Raw genomic sequence first — 17,863 nt, 5'->3', positions numbered from 1 at the left:
AGGTCATGAAACTTGAGTTCTCAATTTATCGTTATAACCCGGACATCGATAACGCGCCGCACATGCAGGATTATGAGCTGGAAGCGGAAGAAGGCCGGGATATGATGTTGCTGGATGCGCTCATCCAGTTGAAAGAAAAAGATCCTACCTTGTCGTTTCGCCGTTCATGCCGCGAAGGTGTGTGTGGTTCAGACGGTTTGAATATGAATGGCAAAAACGGTCTGGCTTGTATTACGCCAGTCTCGGCATTGCAAAAGGGTAATAAAAAGATTGTGATTCGCCCATTGCCGGGGTTACCGGTGGTGCGGGATTTAGTGGTCGATATGGGGCAGTTTTATACTCAGTACGAGAAAATTAAACCTTACCTGTTGAATGATGGCAAAAATCCGCCGGCACGTGAGCATCTGCAATCCCCGGAACAGCGCGAAAAACTGGATGGTTTGTATGAATGCATCCTGTGCGCCTGTTGCTCGACATCTTGTCCGTCATTCTGGTGGAATCCAGATAAGTTTGTCGGCCCGGCAGGGTTACTGGCTGCTTATCGCTTCCTGATTGACAGCCGTGATACCGAAACAGCAGCACGGTTGGATGACCTGGACGACGCTTTTAGTGTTTTCCGCTGCCATAGCATCATGAATTGTGTCAGTGTTTGTCCTAAAGGCCTTAACCCGACCAAAGCAATTGGTCACATTAAGTCTATGTTGTTACAGCGTAGCGCATGATAGTTACAGCGTAGCGCATGTATAGCTACAGTGTAGTGATTGATAGCTACAGGGTAGCGAATGATAGTTGCAACGTAGTGCATGATGTGAGTTTATTAACCCGGGGAATGTATTTCCCGGGTTGCTTCAAGGTAGGGAATCTCTAAAAGCCGGCATGCAGTCAGTTTTTAGAGGTTCCTTGAACGGGACCGTTAAGGTCCATAACAGAACGTGCATTGAGCACGTCGAGTGAACCGTTTTTACGGCAAACCGTTGATACTACGGTGTATATGTTAACCACGGCGAAAACTGAAGCTTCAAAGCTTAAGGGATCATGATGCAGAACGGCGCAATGAAGGCCTGGCTGGATTCCTCCTATCTGGCGGGCGCGAACCAGTCCTACATAGAGCAGCTCTATGAAGACTTTTTAACCGATCCTGGTTCCGTTGATGATAGTTGGCGTTCAATTTTTCAACAGCTACCAACAACGGGTGTAAAACCTGATCAGTTCCACTCTCAAACACGTGAGTATTTCCGTCGCCTGGCGAAGGATTCCTCTCGTTATAACTCATCCATCAGCGATCCTGAAAATGATGCCAAGCAAGTTAAGGTGTTGCAGTTAATCAACGCCTTCCGCTTCCGTGGTCATCAACATGCCAACCTTGATCCACTCGGTTTGTGGAAGCAGGAGTCTGTTCCAGACCTCGAGCCTTCCTACCACCACCTGACCGAAGCCGATTTCCAAAACACTTTCAATGTGGGTTCTTTTGCTATTGGCAAAGAAACCATGAAGTTGTCTGACCTGTATGCAGCACTGAAACAGACCTATTGCGGCTCTATCGGCGCTGAATACATGCACATTACCAACACCGAAGAAAAACGCTGGCTTCAGCAGCGTATTGAGTCGGTGGTTGGGAAACCGACATTCAGTGATGAAGAAAAACGTCGCTTCCTGAGCGAATTGACTGCCGCTGAAGGTCTGGAACGTTATTTAGGGGCTAAATTCCCGGGCGCGAAGCGTTTCTCGCTGGAGGGCGGCGATTCGCTGGTCACCATGCTGAAAGAGATGATTCGCCATGCGGGGAAAAATGGTACCCGCGAAGTGGTTCTGGGGATGGCTCACCGTGGCCGCCTCAACGTATTGATCAACGTTTTGGGTAAGAAGCCGGAAGATTTGTTTGACGAATTTGCCGGTAAGCATAAAGAGCATCTGGGGACCGGTGACGTTAAATATCACCAAGGCTTCTCATCCGATGTGGAAACTGAAGGCGGCCTGGTTCACCTGGCACTGGCCTTTAACCCATCCCATCTGGAAATTGTCAGCCCGGTGGTTATCGGTTCGGTACGTGCACGCCGTGATCGTCTGGATGAAGCACGCAGTAATATGGTTCTGCCAATCACTATTCATGGTGATGCGGCGATTACCGGCCAGGGCGTGGTGCAAGAAACACTGAATATGTCACAGGCACGTGGCTATGAAGTGGGCGGGACGGTGCGCATTGTTATCAACAACCAGATTGGTTTCACTACGTCGAACCCACTGGATGCGCGTTCTACCCAGTACTGTACCGATATCGCCAAAATGGTACAGGCTCCGATTTTCCACGTGAATGCTGATGATCCTGAAGCTGTGGCGTTTGTTACCCGTCTGGCGTTGGATTTCCGTAACACCTTTAAACGTGACGTGATGATCGATCTGGTTTGCTACCGCCGCCATGGGCATAACGAAGCCGATGAGCCAAGTGCAACGCAGCCCGTGATGTATCAGAAGATCAAAAAACACCCGACGCCGCGCAAGATTTATGCTGACAAGCTGACCGAGCAAAATATCGCCAGCCTGGAAGATGCCACGGAAATGGTCAACCTGTATCGTGATGCGCTGGATGGTGGTGACTGTGTGGTGGAAGAGTGGCGTCCGATGAATTTGCAATCCTTCACCTGGTCGCCGTATCTGAACCATGAGTGGGACGAAGAATATCCAAGCAAAGTTGAGATGAAACGCCTGCAAGATCTGGCGCGTCGCATCAGCCATGCACCGGAAGCCATTGAAATGCAATCCCGTGTTGCCAAGATTTATGGCGATCGTGCTTTGATGGCAAGTGGTGAGAAACCGTTTGACTGGGGTGGGGCTGAAACACTGGCTTACGCAACGCTGGTAGATGAAGGGATTCCGATTCGTTTATCTGGTGAAGATGCGGGTCGCGGTACCTTCTTCCATCGTCATGCGGTGATTCATAACCAGAAAAATGGCTCGGTTTATGTGCCGCTGGCGAATGTACACAGCGGGCAGGGTGACTTCCAGGTCTGGGACTCCGTGCTGTCAGAAGAAGCGGTGTTGGCATTTGAATATGGCTATGCCACCGCAGAACCACGCACCCTGACTATTTGGGAAGCGCAGTTTGGTGACTTTGCCAACGGTGCGCAAGTGGTTATCGACCAGTTCATCAGCTCCGGTGAGCAGAAATGGGGCCGGATGTGTGGCCTGGTGATGTTGCTGCCACATGGTTATGAAGGGCAGGGACCAGAGCACTCCTCCGCACGATTGGAGCGTTATCTGCAACTTTGTGCCGAACAAAATATGCAGGTGTGTATCCCCTCTACGCCGGCGCAGGTTTACCACATGATCCGCCGCCAGGCATTACGTGGTATGCGTCGCCCGCTGGTGGTAATGTCACCTAAGTCATTGTTGCGTCATCCATTGGCCATATCATCGCTTGATGAATTGGCAAATGGCAGCTTCTTGCCAGCGATTGGTGAAGTTGACGAGCTGGATGCGAAAGGCGTCAAACGTGTCGTCATGTGTTCAGGCAAAGTGTATTACGACCTGCTGGAACAACGCCGTAAGAATGGGCAAACCGATGTTGCTATCGTGCGTATCGAGCAGCTTTATCCGTTCCCGCATCATGCTGTACAAGCGGTGTTGGAACAGTTCGCTCATGTGCATGATTTCGTCTGGTGCCAGGAAGAGCCGCTGAACCAGGGTGCCTGGTATTGTAGTCAGCACAACTTCCGCGAAGTGATTCCATTTGGCGCTTCCTTGCGTTATGCAGGTCGCCCGGCATCAGCTTCACCGGCAGTTGGATACATTTCCGTACACCAGAAACAACAACAAGCTCTGGTTAATGACGCGCTGACCGTCGAGTAGCGAGCCGGTTAACATATAAAGGATAGAGAATGAGTAGCGTAGATATTAATGTTCCTGACCTCCCTGAGTCTGTCGCTGATGGCTCTGTAGCAACTTGGCACAAGAAACCGGGCGACAGCGTTAAACGCGATGAAGTGCTGGTTGAGATTGAAACGGACAAAGTGATTCTGGAAGTTCCGGCCAGTCAGGACGGTATTTTAGACGCCATTTTGGAAGACGAAGGCGCGACTGTGACCTCACGTCAGGTACTGGGCCGTATTCGTCCAAGTGACAGCTCAGGTAAGCCGACGGAAGAAAAAAGTCAAAGCACTGAGTCCACTCCGGCGCAGCGCCAGACCGCTAGCCTGGAAGAAGAGAGTAACGATACTCTCAGCCCGGCAATTCGTCGTCTGATTGCAGAACACGACCTTGATGCTACTGCCATTAAAGGCAGTGGCGTGGGTGGCCGTATTACCCGTGAAGATGTCGATAGTCATTTGGCAAACCGTAAAACGGCACCGGCAGTGGCTGAAACCAAAGTAGCCGCCGCCGCACCTGCGGCACTGGCTAGCCGTAGCGAAAAACGCGTACCTATGACCCGCTTGCGTAAACGTGTTGCTGAGCGTTTGTTGGAAGCGAAAAACAGTACAGCAATGCTGACCACGTTTAACGAAATCAATATGAAGCCGATCATGGACCTGCGTAAGCAGTACGGTGAAGCTTTCGAGAAGCGCCACGGTGTCCGTCTGGGCTTTATGTCCTTCTATATCAAAGCGGTAGTTGAAGCTTTGAAACGTTATCCTGAAGTGAATGCTTCTATTGATGGCGAAGATGTGGTCTATCACAACTACTTTGATGTCAGTATTGCGGTTTCTACCCCGCGCGGTCTGGTGACTCCAGTGTTGCGTGATGTAGATACACTGGGTATGGCTGATATCGAGAAGAAAATCAAAGAACTGGCTGTAAAAGGCCGTGACGGCAAACTGAAAGTAGAAGAGTTGACTGGCGGTAATTTCACCATTACCAATGGCGGCGTATTCGGCTCCCTGATGTCGACTCCGATCATTAACCCACCACAAAGCGCGATCCTTGGTATGCATGCTATCAAAGACCGGCCAATGGCGGTAAATGGTCAGGTAGTGATTCTGCCAATGATGTATTTGGCACTGTCCTACGATCACCGTTTGATTGATGGCCGCGAGTCCGTGGGTTATCTGGTGACGGTGAAAGAGATGCTGGAAGATCCAGCTCGCTTACTGCTCGACGTATAAAAAAGATAAATGACAAGGTCAGTCTGATTGCAAGGTGTTGATTAACCTGCCTCCGTGCAATCAGGCTACCTAGTAGGCTTCGGCCCATCTCAGACCTTATATGGATAGAACATCATGAATTTACACGAATATCAGGCAAAACAACTGTTTGCTCGGTATGGCATGCCAGCGCCAACTGGCTACGCTTGTACTACACCGCGTGAAGCAGAAGAAGCCGCATCTAAAATCGGTGCTGGCCCGTGGGTGGTTAAATGTCAGGTGCATGCGGGTGGTCGCGGTAAAGCGGGCGGCGTGAAACTGGTTAACAGCAAAGAAGATATTCGTGCTTTCGCTGAACAGTGGTTGGGTAAAAACCTGGTGACCTACCAGACAGATGCCCACGGTCAGCCGGTTCACCAAATTCTGGTTGAAGCTGCGACTGATATCGATAAGGAGCTGTATCTGGGCGCGGTCATTGACCGTAGTTCCCGTCGCGTGGTGTTTATGGCATCCACTGAAGGCGGTGTTGAAATTGAGAAAGTTGCCGAAGAAACGCCTGAACTGATCCACAAAATTGCATTGGATCCGTTGACGGGGCCGCAGCCTTATCAGGGCCGCGAGTTAGCCTTTAAACTGGGCCTGAGCGGTAAGCAAGTCACTCAGTTCACCAAGATCTTTATGGGCCTGGCAACATTGTTCCTGGAACGTGACCTGGCGATGGTTGAGATCAACCCGCTGGTGATTACCAAACAAGGTGATCTGATCTGTCTGGATGGCAAGCTGGGTGCTGATGGTAACGCCTTGTTCCGTCAACCAGAACTGCGTGAAATGCGTGATAAGTCGCAGGAAGATAAACGTGAAGCTGATGCGGCGCAGTGGGAACTGAACTACGTGGCGTTGGATGGCAACATTGGTTGCATGGTTAACGGTGCCGGTTTGGCAATGGGAACCATGGACATCGTGAAACTTCACGGTGGTGAACCAGCTAACTTCCTCGATGTTGGCGGTGGTGCAACCAAAGAGCGCGTGACTGAAGCATTCAAAATCATTCTGTCTGATGACAAAGTGAAAGCGGTTCTGGTTAACATTTTCGGCGGCATTGTGCGCTGTGACCTGATCGCTGACGGCATCATTGGTGCGGTTGAAGAAGTGGGCGTAAACGTGCCAGTGGTGGTTCGTCTGGAAGGAAATAACGCTGAACTGGGTGCCAAAAAATTGGCAGACAGCGGTTTGAATATCATTGCTGCGACCAGCCTGACAGATGCGGCTCAGCAAGTTGTAGCGGCAGTGGGGGCTAAATAATGTCTATTTTAATTGATAAAAACACCAAAGTTATTTGCCAGGGTTTTACCGGTAGCCAGGGGACTTTCCACTCCGAACAAGCTATTGCCTATGGTACAAAAATGGTTGGCGGCGTAACGCCAGGTAAAGGCGGCACCCAGCATCTGGGCCTGCCAGTATTCAATACCGTACGTGAAGCAGTAGAAACTACCGATGCTACGGCATCTGTTATCTACGTGCCAGCGCCGTTCTGTAAAGACTCCATTCTGGAAGCTATTGATGCCGGTATCAAACTGATCATCTGTATTACTGAAGGTATCCCAACACTGGATATGCTGGTAGTAAAAGTCAGATTAGAACAGTCTGATGCACGGATGATCGGCCCGAACTGCCCAGGTGTTATCACCCCAGGTGAATGTAAGATTGGCATCATGCCGGGCCACATTCATTTACCGGGCAAAGTGGGTATTGTTTCTCGTTCCGGTACTTTGACCTATGAAGCGGTAAAACAAACCACGGATATCGGCTTCGGTCAGTCAACTTGTGTTGGCATCGGTGGCGACCCGATCCCAGGCTCTAACTTCATTGATATTCTGAAGTTGTTCCAGGAAGACCCGCAGACTGAAGTTATTGTGATGATCGGTGAAATTGGTGGTAACGCTGAAGAAGAAGCCGCAGCTTATATTAAAGATCACGTGACCAAACCTGTTGTGGGTTACATCGCCGGTGTAACTGCACCAAAAGGTAAGCGTATGGGCCACGCAGGCGCCATCATTGCGGGTGGTAAAGGAACTGCGGATGATAAGTTCGCGGCGCTGGAAGCTGCCGGTGTGAAAACAGTCCGTAGCCTGGCTGAAATTGGTAATGCCGTGAAAGCTGTTTACCAAAGTAATAAATAACATCAAGTGCACTGGTTTCAGTGTTAGTTCGACACCTGAGGCCACCTTGCGGTGGCCTTTTTTGTGGCTAATCAGAACGTATTCAGGGCGGTGATTAAGATAATATCTGTTTGCGCTTGTTGCTTAGCCTGCTCAGTGCTGGCACTGGCAGTTTGTTGCTGCAACGCAGCCAATGCAGCATCATAACTGGCTCTATCCTTAAACAACTTATCTTTGACATTGATAGACGCGATGTTGGTATAGCGGCCATCAGCCGTCACGGGCACAGCAAGTGTGCCGTTATTAATCAGCTGTTTAACAATCTGCCGCTCTTTCTCGTAGCCTTCCAACCCGATTAAATGCCAGCGCTGCTGAGCTTTACCCTCATACTTCCCGGCCTTAATATCAGTCAAATAGCGAATGGTCAGATTACGTATTGTGCCGTCTTCCTCACCGTACTGTGCTTTACTGTCTGATAACACTTGGAATTTCTGTCCTTCCAATGCGCCACCTTTTTGCGTCAAATGCCCCATCCGGTAACTGTTCATGCCCAGATGAATAGGGGTGCTATCGGTAACAGGCGTGCCGTCATTGAGGCGCAGGTCGGTGATACGTGAGCCGACTGGCTGACGTAAATCAATGGTGTAAGTCACACCATCGAAGAAGTCATTGGTCGAATATTTTGAAGCGCGACGTTGTGGATTAAAACTGTAGGTGACATCACCCGCTTTAACCTGATTAAAGTAATCAGCCGACCACTCCATGTACTGTTTTAACGCTTTACCGGTCAGAGCATAAACGGTGATTTCACCGCCGGCATATTGATAGTTAAATGCAATGTCTTTAGCGGTGATATCCCCGACATCCAGTTTAGGATGGTCGTTATCAATCTGTAAGGCAATAACCTGCGCCTGAGGAGCATAATAATGTGCCGCCTCCTGATACAACGCGCTGATACCGGTATCCTGAATATGAACCTGAGGAATACCTTTAATCTCATCGGCCGGTACCAGATTACTGCCGCTCAAGGTTGCAATCACCCGATTAGCATTGGCGCGCAAAATATCATGATAAGGCTGGTAAATCGCTTCCAGCTTTTTATCAGACTCGACTCCCTTGATCGGGTAGGTATAGCTGTCTTTATCCACCAGATGATATTTCCCCTCACGCTGCTCAAATTTCAGGTCAATGCGGGAGAGCGCGCGGCCATACTTATCCGGCTCAGTGATAATGACACCGTTAACCACTGCTTTATCAATCTTCACATGCATATGGCCTGCGACAATGGCTGCCAGCTCTGGATTGGCCTTGGCGATATCGCCAACCCCGGTGCCAGGGCGCTGATTCTCATTATCGACTCCCATATGGGCAACCAGCACGATGGCATCTACTTGTGGCTGGATTTGCTGAATAACCTTTTTCACTTCTTGTACTGGATCGGTGAAATGAATGCCATTGATACGGTCGGTGCCTTGTGCAAACTCCGCAGTCATTGGGGTATCCATGCCAATAATGCCGATTTTCACCCCCTGACGTTCGATGATTTTATAAGAGGGGAGGTAAGGTTTACCTGAATCCCAGAAGATATTCCCCGCCAGTGCCGTGCCATCAAATTGTTTTAGTGAAGTGGAAAGGGCTTTCAGGCCAAAATCAAATTCGTGGTTGCCCATCACCCAGGCATCATATTTCAAGGCATTGAAGCCGAGAATCATCGGGCTTATCGGCTCATTTTTAAAGGTTTCAACAAAGTTGCCCTGAAGGGTATCACCGGCATCGACCAGAATCACATTCGGCTGTTCAGCCCGTATTTTTTGCACTTTCGTGGCTATCTGGCTCAGACTGCCGGCTAAGTTTTCACTGTCGCTGGCATAGTCCCACGGCACAAAAGTACCATGTAAATCAGAGGTGCCTAAAATAGTGATATCAACTTGTTGCGCGGCGATGGAAGCGGTACTGACACAGAGTAATGTGGTGAGCGCTATTTTTTTCATTGTAGAGGATTCAATATTTTATCAAGAAATAGCATTTCATCATGCAACAAAATGGCAACACTTGCGAACGCTTCCCTCAAGTTAGACTAATATATTTATATAAAACTCGGAATTGTGATTTAACTCACCCTGAGTGTAATAAATTTAAACGTTAATCTGGATCGCATAATAACGCAGTAATAAAGCATTAGATAAACCATAAAATTACATTTCATTAACAGTTCGGGGTTATATAAAAACAATCAAACTTTTAATTAACATGAAAAAGAATTAATTGTCCTAAATCAAGTTTTGAATATAGCAATAATGTTCATATGAGCTTAAATTGTTCTAGATCAAACTACGGCGGGATGGGCAAATGGCCTGTTTGTTGACCTGTATCCAGAACTCAACGCTGGGTCACGTAAAATCCTATTTATTGTGTGGGATTAGAAGCGTACTATTACCGCGGTGTAATACTGGGTAGTTGATATTGTTATTTTTGTTGTGTTTTTTTGGGCATTCACTGCGGGGTAATTTCAGGGCTTCCAATTTAGTTAGCGGAGGCTCGGTTGCCGCAAGTCGGAGTCTTCCTGCGAGGAGCAAGGAGTCAAGATGTTTGATATTGTCGAACTGTCACGGTTACAGTTTGCCTTAACGGCAATGTACCATTTCTTATTTGTCCCACTAACGCTGGGTATGGCGTTTATGTTGGCAATTATGGAATCGGTTTATGTGCTGTCTGGTAAACAAATCTATAAAGATATGACCAAATTCTGGGGCAAGTTATTTGCTATTAACTTTGCTCTGGGGGTTGCTACTGGTTTGACTATGGAGTTCCAGTTCGGGACTAACTGGTCATATTTCTCACATTACGTCGGTGATATCTTCGGTGCCCCTCTGGCAATCGAAGGTTTGATGGCGTTCTTCCTGGAGTCTACTTTCGTCGGTCTGTTCTTCTTCGGATGGGATCGCCTGAGTAAACATCAGCATTTGGCTGTAACCTGGCTGGTTGCATTAGGCTCTAACTTCTCTGCGTTGTGGATCTTGGTTGCCAACGGTTGGATGCAAAACCCGATTGCATCTGATTTCAACTTTGAAACTATGCGTATGGAAATGCTGAGCTTCTCTGAACTGGTTCTCAACCCGGTTGCACAGGTGAAATTCGTTCACACTGTAGCGGCAGGGTATGTGACTGGCGCGATGTTTGTGCTGGGTATCAGCTCTTACTATCTGTTGAAAGGCCGTGATATTCCGTTTGCCAAGCGTTCCTTTGCCATTGCGGCGAGCTTTGGTTTGGCTGCCGTATTGTCGGTTATCGTGCTGGGTGATGAATCTGGTTACGAAATGGGCGATGTGCAGAAAACCAAATTGGCTGCAATTGAAGCTGAATGGGAAACCCAACCGCCTCCGGCAGCCTTTACGCTGTTTGCTATCCCGAATCAAGAAACCATGGAGAACCGATTTGCGGTTCAGATTCCATTTGCCTTGGGGATAATAGCGACCCGTTCATTGGATACACCGGTTATCGGCTTGCGTGATTTGATGTCTCAACATGAAGTCCGTATCCGTAATGGTATCCATGCTTACAGTCTGCTAGAAAAATTACGTTCGGGTAACACTGACCCTGCGGTGCGTGAAGCCTTTAGTAAGGCGAAACAAGATCTGGGCTACGGTCTGTTACTGAAGCGTTATACCCAAAACGTTACCGATGCGACTGAAGAACAAATTCAGTTGGCGGCTAAAGACTCAATCCCACGTGTTCTGCCACTGTATTTCGCTTTCCGCATCATGGTTGCCTGTGGTTTCCTGATGTTGCTGATTATCGGTCTGTCCTTCTATAACGTAGTTCGTGGCCGGATTGGTGAGAAAAAATGGTTACTGCGCGCAGCATTGTTTGGTATTCCGTTGCCGTGGATTGCAGTAGAAGCAGGTTGGTTTGTGGCGGAATATGGTCGTCAGCCATGGGCTATCGGTGAAGTGCTGCCGACAGCAATTGCAAACTCGTCAGTCACCGCTGGGGATATTCTATTCTCCATGGGGTTGATCTGTGGTCTGTACACGCTGTTCCTGGTGGCAGAAATGTACCTGATGTTCAAATTCGCGCGCCTTGGGCCAAGTAGCCTGAAAACCGGCCGCTATCATTTTGAACAGCCGACTGCCCCAGTGCAGGAAGCACGGTAAACAGGAGTCCACTTATGTTTGATTATGAAGTATTACGATTTATCTGGTGGCTGCTGATCGGTGTGCTGCTGATTGGGTTCGCAGTAACCGATGGTTTCGATATGGGTGTCGGTATCCTGCTGCGTATCATCGGTAAGAATGATACAGAACGTCGTATTATGATTAACTCGATTGCCCCTCACTGGGATGGTAATCAGGTTTGGTTGATCACTGCGGGTGGGGCGCTGTTTGCTGCCTGGCCAATGGTGTATGCAGCCGCATTCTCCGGCTTCTATATTGCGATGATTCTGGTATTGGCTGCGTTATTCTTCCGTCCGGTCGGTTTTGATTACCGTTCTAAGGTGGAAGATAACCGTTGGCGCAATATGTGGGACTGGGGCATTTTTGCTGGTAGCTTCGTGCCAGCGGTAGTCTTCGGTGTGGCATTCGGTAACTTGCTGCAAGGGGTACCGTTCCACATGGATAGCTACATGCGCCTGTTCTACACCGGTAACTTCTTCCAGTTGCTGAACCCGTTTGGGTTACTGGCGGGTGTTGTCAGCTTGACCATGCTGGTAACGCAAGGTGCTACTTACCTGCAAATGCGTACCCGTGGTGAGTTGCATCTGCGCTCCCGTACTGCGGCTCAGATCTCTGCGTTGGTGATGAGTGTGGCCTTCCTGTTGGCCGGTATCTGGTTAGTTAAAGGTATTGATGGCTTCGTTATAACTTCAGCTCTGGATACGGCGGCTGAATCTAACCCGATGCGCAAAGAAGTTGCACATCAGGCGGGTGCATGGTTGATTAACTTCAATAAGTACCCAAGCCTGTGGGCGCTGCCTGCTCTTGGGGTTATTCTGCCACTGTTCACCATTTTGCTGTCGCGCTTTGAAAAAGGGGCTTGGGCCTTCCTGTTCTCATCACTGACTATTGCCTGTGTGATTCTGACTGCCGGGGTAACTATGTTCCCATTCGTCATGCCGTCAAGCACAGTGCCGAATGTCAGTCTGACAATGTGGGATGCCACCTCTAGCCTGTTGACGCTGAAAGTGATGACCGTTGTTGCGATAATCTTTGTTCCTATCATCCTGCTGTACACCAGTTGGTGTTACTACAAGATGTTCGGGCGCATTGATAAAGACTTTATCGAAAACAATAAGCACTCACTGTACTAAGGAGCATAAAGCATGTGGTATTTTGCCTGGATTCTAGGGACACTTCTGGCCTGCTCCTTTGGTATCATTACTGCTCTGGCGCTGGAGCAGAGTGAAGCCAATGCAGCAGCGAAAGCCGCTAATAATGGCAATGATGATGTTGTCCGATAAGTTATACGATTTACTGGATAAGGGCCCGCTGCGGGCCCTTTCACTGGTGCTCGCCTTTGCTGTGGCATTCTGTGTGTTTTGGGACCCTTCGCGTTTTGCGGCGGCAACCAGTTCACTTGAGGTCTGGCAAGAGGTGTTTATCGTGTGGGCGGTTTGTACCGGTGTGATTCATGGGGTAGGTTTTCGCCCTAAGCGGATATGGTTGCGTGCTTTTTTCTCACCACTTCCCGCAATTGCTTGCTTGGCCGCGGGATTATTCTACTTTTTTGTCTAATCTGTACACGTTTCGCCTAATCTGAACACAATCTATCCTTATGGGCCATTCGGCCCATAATTATTTTCGTTCTATTCCCTCAAGTGATTCCAAAGCTTAGCGCTCTTCAGTATAGTGTGTCCGTTAACTGCATTACTGGGAAGTAGAGTGAGTAATACGTTGTTTCGATGGCCGGTACGTGTCTATTTTGAAGACACCGATGCTGGCGGCGTGGTATACCACGCACGCTACGTTGCCTTTTATGAAAGGGCGCGCACTGAAATGTTGCGCCAACGCAATTTTCACCAGCAGCAATTGCTCAGTGAGCATGTCGCTTTCGCTGTCCGCCGCATGACGGTAGAATACCTGGCACCGGCACGTCTTGATGATATGCTGGAAGTACAGAGTGAAATTACCGCAATGCGTGGGGCTTCTCTCACGTTTGCTCAACGAATTCTCGACACACATGGCAATCTTCTGAGTAGTGCAGAAGTATTGATCGCATGTATCGATCCACACCAAATGAAGCCAAGAGCGCTTCCTAAGTCTATTGTCGCGGAGTTTAAGTAGTGGCTGACATGAACATTCTGGATTTATTCCTGCAGGCAAGCCTATTCGTTAAGCTTATCATGCTGGTATTAATGGGCTTTTCTATTGCTTCATGGGCGATCATCATTCAACGAACGCGTATTCTGAATGCTGCCACCCGCGATGCAGAAGCCTTTGAAGATAAGTTTTGGTCCGGTATTGAGCTGTCTCGCTTGTATCAGGAAAGCCAGGCTCGTCGCGAGACTCTCGGGGGCTCCGAGCAGATCTTCCATTCTGGATTTAAAGAGTTTGCCCGTTTACATCGCGCAAACAGCCATGCACCAGAGGCGGTGATTGACGGTGCCTCCCGTGCGATGCGCATCTCAATGAACCGTGAATTAGAAGCTCTGGAAACTCATATTCCATTCCTCGGTACTGTTGGTTCCATCAGCCCGTATATTGGCCTGTTTGGTACAGTATGGGGGATTATGCATGCCTTTATTTCTCTGGGTGCAGTAAAGCAGGCGACGTTACAAATGGTCGCACCAGGTATTGCCGAAGCACTGATTGCTACCGCGATCGGTCTGTTCGCTGCGATCCCTGCTGTTATGGCCTATAACCGCCTGAACCAGCGCGTGAATAAACTTGAACAAAACTATGACAACTTCATGGAAGAGTTCATTGCTATTCTGCATCGTCAGGCTTTTGCCAGCGCCGAGAGCAAATAAGTAGGGGGTTGTATGGCGCGAGTACGTGGTCGTAAACGTCGCGAGCTTAAGTCTGAAATTAACATTGTTCCCTTACTGGACGTGTTGCTGGTGCTATTGCTGATCTTTATGGCGACCGCGCCGATCATTACGCAAAGCGTTGAGGTGGATCTGCCCGACGCGACGGACTCAAAAACCGTCTCAAGTGATGATAATCCACCAGTGATTGTGGAAGTGTCAGGGGTGGGGCAATACTCGTTGGTGGTAGATCACCAGCGGATGGAGCAACTGCCTTCAGAACAAGTTGTAGCAGAGGCTCAGGCCAGATTGAAATCGAATCCGAAAACCGTGTTCCTGATAGGTGGTGCTAAAGAGGTGCCTTATGATGAAATTATCAAGGCTCTGAATATGCTGCATCAGGCGGGTGTGACGTCGGTGGGCTTAATGACTCAACCGATATAAATTTGCGTTGATATTGGTTGGATTGAGAGTCACTCCAGCCAGTAGATACCTTGTTTTTAGCAGTTCCGTTTTTTAGCAATAGATGCGGACATCGAGTGTGGAAATCGAGCGTGGGTAAGGCAACCGAGCAAAATGATAAGCTGAATCGCGCCGTTATCGTGTCGGTGGTTCTGCACATCATATTGATTGCCCTGTTGATTTGGGGCTCTCTGACGCAGAAGACTGAAATGGGCGGCGGCGGTGCTGGCGGCGAAGTTATTGACGCTGTCATGGTCGATCCGGGCGCAGTAACAGAACAGTATAACCGTCAGCAGCAACAGCAGACTGACGCTAAACGCGCAGAACAACAGCGCCAGAAAAAAGCCGATCAGCAAGCAGAAGAATTGCAGCAAAAGCAGGCTGCTGAGCAACAACGGCTGAAAGAATTGGAAAAAGAGCGTCTGCAAGCGCAAGAAGATGCCAAGCAGGCGGCTGAAGAACAGAAAAAACAAGCCGCTGAGCAGCAAAAAGAGGCCGCTGAGCAACAGAAAGTTGCTGCTGCCGCTGCTGCAAAAGCGAAAGAAGAGCAGAAACAGGCAGAGGCCGCAGCCGCACAAGCAAAAGCAGAAGCTGATAAAATCGTGAAAGCACAAGCTGACGCGCAGAAAAAAGCAGAAGCCGAAGCTAAAAAAGAGGCGGCTGTAGCAGCAGCAGCGAAGAAACAAGCTGAGGCGAAGAAAGCGGCTGATGCTGCCGAGAAAGCAGCAACTGCCGCCGCTGAGAAGAAAGCTGCGGCTGATGCTGAGAAAAAAGCGGCCGCAGAGGCTAAAAAAACCGCTGCTGCTGATGCCAAGAAAAAAGCGGCCGCAGAAGCGGCGGCAACAACCGATGTTGATGATTTATTTGGTGGTTTAGCTAACTCCAAAAATGCACCGAAAAGTGGGGCCGGCGCGGGCGCTGCTGCTGCGGGTAAAGGTGGTGGCAAGAAGAGCGGAGCATCAGCGGGTGATGTCAGCGGCTATTTGGGCCAGATCACTGCCGCGATCCAGAGTAAATTTTATGATGCAGATCTTTACAAAGGCCGTACCTGTGATCTGCGAATTAAATTAGCACCAGATGGTCTATTAATTGATGTTAAAGCAGAAGGGGGTGACCCGGCACTGTGCCAGGCTGCTATCGCTGCTGCAAAACAAGCGAAGATTCCTAAGCCTCCAAGCTCGGATGTTTATGAAGTGTTTAAGAATGCTCCGCTTGTATTTAAACCTCAATAAGGGTTGATTAACAGGGGTATAACTTTGTTGATCAACCGTGGATTATGTAGTTTTGTTTGCGTTGGTTTGTTAAAATTCTGCTAATTATCGCGGGCATCCCGCTCGGATAAGGGAGATAAGATGAAGCAGGCATTTCGAGTTGCGCTAGGCTTTTTAGTTTTGTGGGCTTCTGTGTTACATGCAGAAGTTCGAATTGAGATTACCCAAGGGGTAGACTCTGCTCGTCCAATTGGTGTTGTTCCGTTTAAATGGATGGGGCCGGGTACACCACCTGAAGAGATCGGTGCTATTGTTGGCGCAGATTTACGTAACAGTGGCAAATTTAACCCAATTGATGCGGCTCGCATGCCACAACAGCCTTCAACTGCGGCAGAAGTAACGCCAGCAGCCTGGACTGCGTTGGGTATTGATGCTGTTGTTGTTGGTCAGGTTCAACCGAGTGCTGATGGTAGCTATGTGGTTTCTTACCAGTTAGTCGATACTTCTGGTGCAGCCGGTAGCGTTTTAGCGCAAAATCAGTATAAAGTAACTAAACAATGGTTACGTTATTCAGCGCATACTGCCAGTGATGAAGTATTTGAAAAGCTGACAGGGATCAAAGGTGCTTTCCGTACCCGTATTGCTTATGTTGTGCAAACCAACGGCGGCAAATTCCCACACGAATTGCGGGTTTCTGATTACGACGGCTACAACCAGTTTGTCGTTCACCGTTCGCCACAACCTTTGATGTCACCAGCCTGGTCTTCAGATGGTAGCAAAATTGCTTATGTCACTTTCGAGAGTGGTAAGTCAGCACTGGTTATTCAGACGCTGGCTAATGGTGCAATCAGACAAGTGGCTTCATTCCCTCGTCATAACGGTGCGCCTTCTTTCTCACCGGACGGGACTAAATTGGCTTTCGCGTTATCTAAAAGCGGTAGTTTGAACTTGTATGTTATGGACTTAGGATCTGGTCAAATCAGCCAGGTTACTGATGGCCGTAGCAATAACACTGAACCAAGCTGGTTCCCGGATAGCCAGAATCTGGCCTATACCTCGGATCAGGGCGGTCGTCCACAAGTGTATAAAGTGAATATTAATGGTGGTGCACCACAGCGAATCACGTGGGAAGGTTCTCAGAACCAGAACGCAGATGTGAGTCCTGATGGTAAGTTCCTGGCATTGGTTAGTTCTAATGGTGGGGCACAACACATCGCCAAACAGGATCTAGAAACGGGAGCCGTTCAAGTATTAACGGACACGTTCCTGGATGAAACGCCTAGTATCGCGCCTAACGGCACCATGGTTATCTATAGCTCGACACAAGGGCTGGGAGCTGTGTTACAGCTGGTCTCGACTGATGGGCGTTTCAAAGCGCGTCTTCCGGCAACTGATGGACAGGTCAAATTTCCTGCCTGGTCGCCGTATCTGTGATGCATGTGTAAATACGTATGTATGGCAAACTATAAAAGGATCAAAGAGATGCAACTGAACAAAGTGCTAAAAGGGCTAATGTTGGCTTTGCCAGTTCTGGCAATCGCTGCGTGTAGTTCTAACAAAAGCGCAAATAATGACCAATCTGGCATGGGCGCTGGCACTGGTACAGAAAATGGCAGCAACTTGTCTTCAGAAGAGCAAGCTCGTCTTCAGATGCAAGAACTGCAAAAGAACAATATCGTTTACTTCGGTTTCGATAAATACGATATCGGTTCTGACTTCGCTCAAATGCTGGATGCACATGCTGCATTCCTGCGTAGCAACCCATCTTACAAAGTTGTTGTTGAAGGCCACGCGGATGAACGCGGTACGCCAGAATACAACATCGCGTTGGGCGAGCGTCGTGCAAATGCTGTGAAAATGTATCTGCAAGGTAAAGGCGTTTCGGCTGACCAGATCTCTATCGTTTCTTACGGTAAAGAGAAACCAGCAGTACTGGGCCATGACGAAGCAGCGTTCGCTAAAAACCGTCGTGCAGTTCTGGTTTACTAAGAG

16 protein-coding genes are annotated in these 17,863 nt (G+C 48.9%); 15 read left to right on the top strand and 1 reads right to left on the bottom strand.

Annotation, left to right across the window (positions count from 1 at the left end):
* Positions 1 to 5: 5 nt before the first annotated feature.
* From V1956_RS18365 to sucD, 5 genes are all read left to right on the top strand, one after another.
* Complete coding sequence (locus tag V1956_RS18365; RefSeq protein WP_083159601.1) at positions 6 to 722, top strand: succinate dehydrogenase iron-sulfur subunit; 717 nt, start codon at positions 6 to 8, stop codon at positions 720 to 722.
* A 316-nt stretch (positions 723 to 1,038) separates the two neighbouring features.
* A complete protein-coding gene (gene sucA, locus V1956_RS18360) occupies positions 1,039 to 3,846 on the top strand; it encodes a 2-oxoglutarate dehydrogenase E1 component (RefSeq protein WP_083159599.1) in 2,808 nt (935 codons plus the stop codon).
* Positions 3,847 to 3,875: 29 nt separating this feature from the next.
* Positions 3,876 to 5,096: a 2-oxoglutarate dehydrogenase complex dihydrolipoyllysine-residue succinyltransferase gene (gene odhB / locus V1956_RS18355; protein ID WP_083159597.1), complete on the top strand. Its 1,221-nt coding sequence runs from the start codon at positions 3,876 to 3,878 to the stop codon at positions 5,094 to 5,096.
* 114 nt (positions 5,097 to 5,210) lie between these two features.
* The gene (sucC, locus tag V1956_RS18350; RefSeq protein WP_372558361.1) at positions 5,211 to 6,377 is read left to right on the top strand and encodes an ADP-forming succinate--CoA ligase subunit beta; all 1,167 of its coding nucleotides are present in this window, start codon (positions 5,211 to 5,213) and stop codon (positions 6,375 to 6,377) included.
* Complete coding sequence (sucD, locus tag V1956_RS18345; protein WP_442825452.1) at positions 6,377 to 7,255, top strand: succinate--CoA ligase subunit alpha; 879 nt, start codon at positions 6,377 to 6,379, stop codon at positions 7,253 to 7,255. Before sucC ends, sucD begins: the two co-directional genes overlap by 1 nt.
* 71 nt (positions 7,256 to 7,326) lie before the next feature.
* On the opposite strand, the gene V1956_RS18340 is transcribed toward sucD, so the two are convergent.
* A complete protein-coding gene (locus V1956_RS18340) occupies positions 7,327 to 9,225 on the bottom strand; it encodes a bifunctional metallophosphatase/5'-nucleotidase (protein WP_420075061.1) in 1,899 nt (632 codons plus the stop codon).
* Positions 9,226 to 9,819: 594 nt separating this feature from the next.
* Here V1956_RS18340 and cydA point away from each other — a divergent pair.
* The 10 genes from cydA (at position 9,820) to pal (ending at position 17,860) form a co-directional block, all read left to right on the top strand.
* Positions 9,820 to 11,388: a cytochrome ubiquinol oxidase subunit I gene (gene cydA, locus V1956_RS18335; RefSeq protein ID WP_372558364.1), complete on the top strand. Its 1,569-nt coding sequence runs from the start codon at positions 9,820 to 9,822 to the stop codon at positions 11,386 to 11,388.
* Between the two features lie 14 nt (positions 11,389 to 11,402).
* On the top strand, positions 11,403 to 12,542 hold the full coding sequence (gene cydB, locus V1956_RS18330; protein WP_083159589.1) for a cytochrome d ubiquinol oxidase subunit II: 1,140 nt from the start codon (positions 11,403 to 11,405) through the stop codon (positions 12,540 to 12,542).
* Between the two features lie 12 nt (positions 12,543 to 12,554).
* Positions 12,555 to 12,692, top strand: coding sequence for a cytochrome bd-I oxidase subunit CydX (gene cydX, locus V1956_RS18325; RefSeq protein ID WP_004712290.1), 138 nt, complete (start codon positions 12,555 to 12,557; stop codon positions 12,690 to 12,692).
* Positions 12,679 to 12,966: a cyd operon protein YbgE gene (gene ybgE / locus V1956_RS18320; protein ID WP_420075156.1), complete on the top strand. Its 288-nt coding sequence runs from the start codon at positions 12,679 to 12,681 to the stop codon at positions 12,964 to 12,966. The genes cydX and ybgE overlap by 14 nt, the downstream gene beginning before the upstream one ends.
* A 147-nt stretch (positions 12,967 to 13,113) precedes the next feature.
* Positions 13,114 to 13,515, top strand: coding sequence for a tol-pal system-associated acyl-CoA thioesterase (gene ybgC / locus V1956_RS18315; protein ID WP_032907060.1), 402 nt, complete (start codon positions 13,114 to 13,116; stop codon positions 13,513 to 13,515).
* Positions 13,515 to 14,201, top strand: coding sequence for a Tol-Pal system protein TolQ (gene tolQ, locus V1956_RS18310; protein ID WP_005188971.1), 687 nt, complete (start codon positions 13,515 to 13,517; stop codon positions 14,199 to 14,201). The genes ybgC and tolQ overlap by 1 nt, the downstream gene beginning before the upstream one ends.
* Positions 14,202 to 14,213: 12 nt before the next feature.
* On the top strand, positions 14,214 to 14,642 hold the full coding sequence (gene tolR, locus V1956_RS18305; protein ID WP_083159585.1) for a colicin uptake protein TolR: 429 nt from the start codon (positions 14,214 to 14,216) through the stop codon (positions 14,640 to 14,642).
* A 110-nt stretch (positions 14,643 to 14,752) separates the two neighbouring features.
* The gene (tolA, locus tag V1956_RS18300) at positions 14,753 to 15,892 is read left to right on the top strand and encodes a cell envelope integrity protein TolA (protein WP_442825451.1); all 1,140 of its coding nucleotides are present in this window, start codon (positions 14,753 to 14,755) and stop codon (positions 15,890 to 15,892) included.
* Positions 15,893 to 16,012: 120 nt separating this feature from the next.
* A complete protein-coding gene (gene tolB, locus V1956_RS18295) occupies positions 16,013 to 17,305 on the top strand; it encodes a Tol-Pal system beta propeller repeat protein TolB (RefSeq protein WP_372558366.1) in 1,293 nt (430 codons plus the stop codon).
* Between the two features lie 48 nt (positions 17,306 to 17,353).
* A complete protein-coding gene (gene pal, locus V1956_RS18290) occupies positions 17,354 to 17,860 on the top strand; it encodes a peptidoglycan-associated lipoprotein Pal (protein ID WP_004393299.1) in 507 nt (168 codons plus the stop codon).
* The last annotated feature ends 3 nt before the right edge of the window (positions 17,861 to 17,863 follow it).

It is taken from the genome of Yersinia sp. 2540 StPb PI, from assembly GCF_052217165.1.
Classification (GTDB): Bacteria; Pseudomonadota; Gammaproteobacteria; order Enterobacterales; family Enterobacteriaceae; genus Yersinia; species Yersinia enterocolitica_E.
The sequence above is the reverse complement of the archived record's forward strand: the minus strand, read 5'-3'. Positions and strand labels throughout refer to the sequence as shown.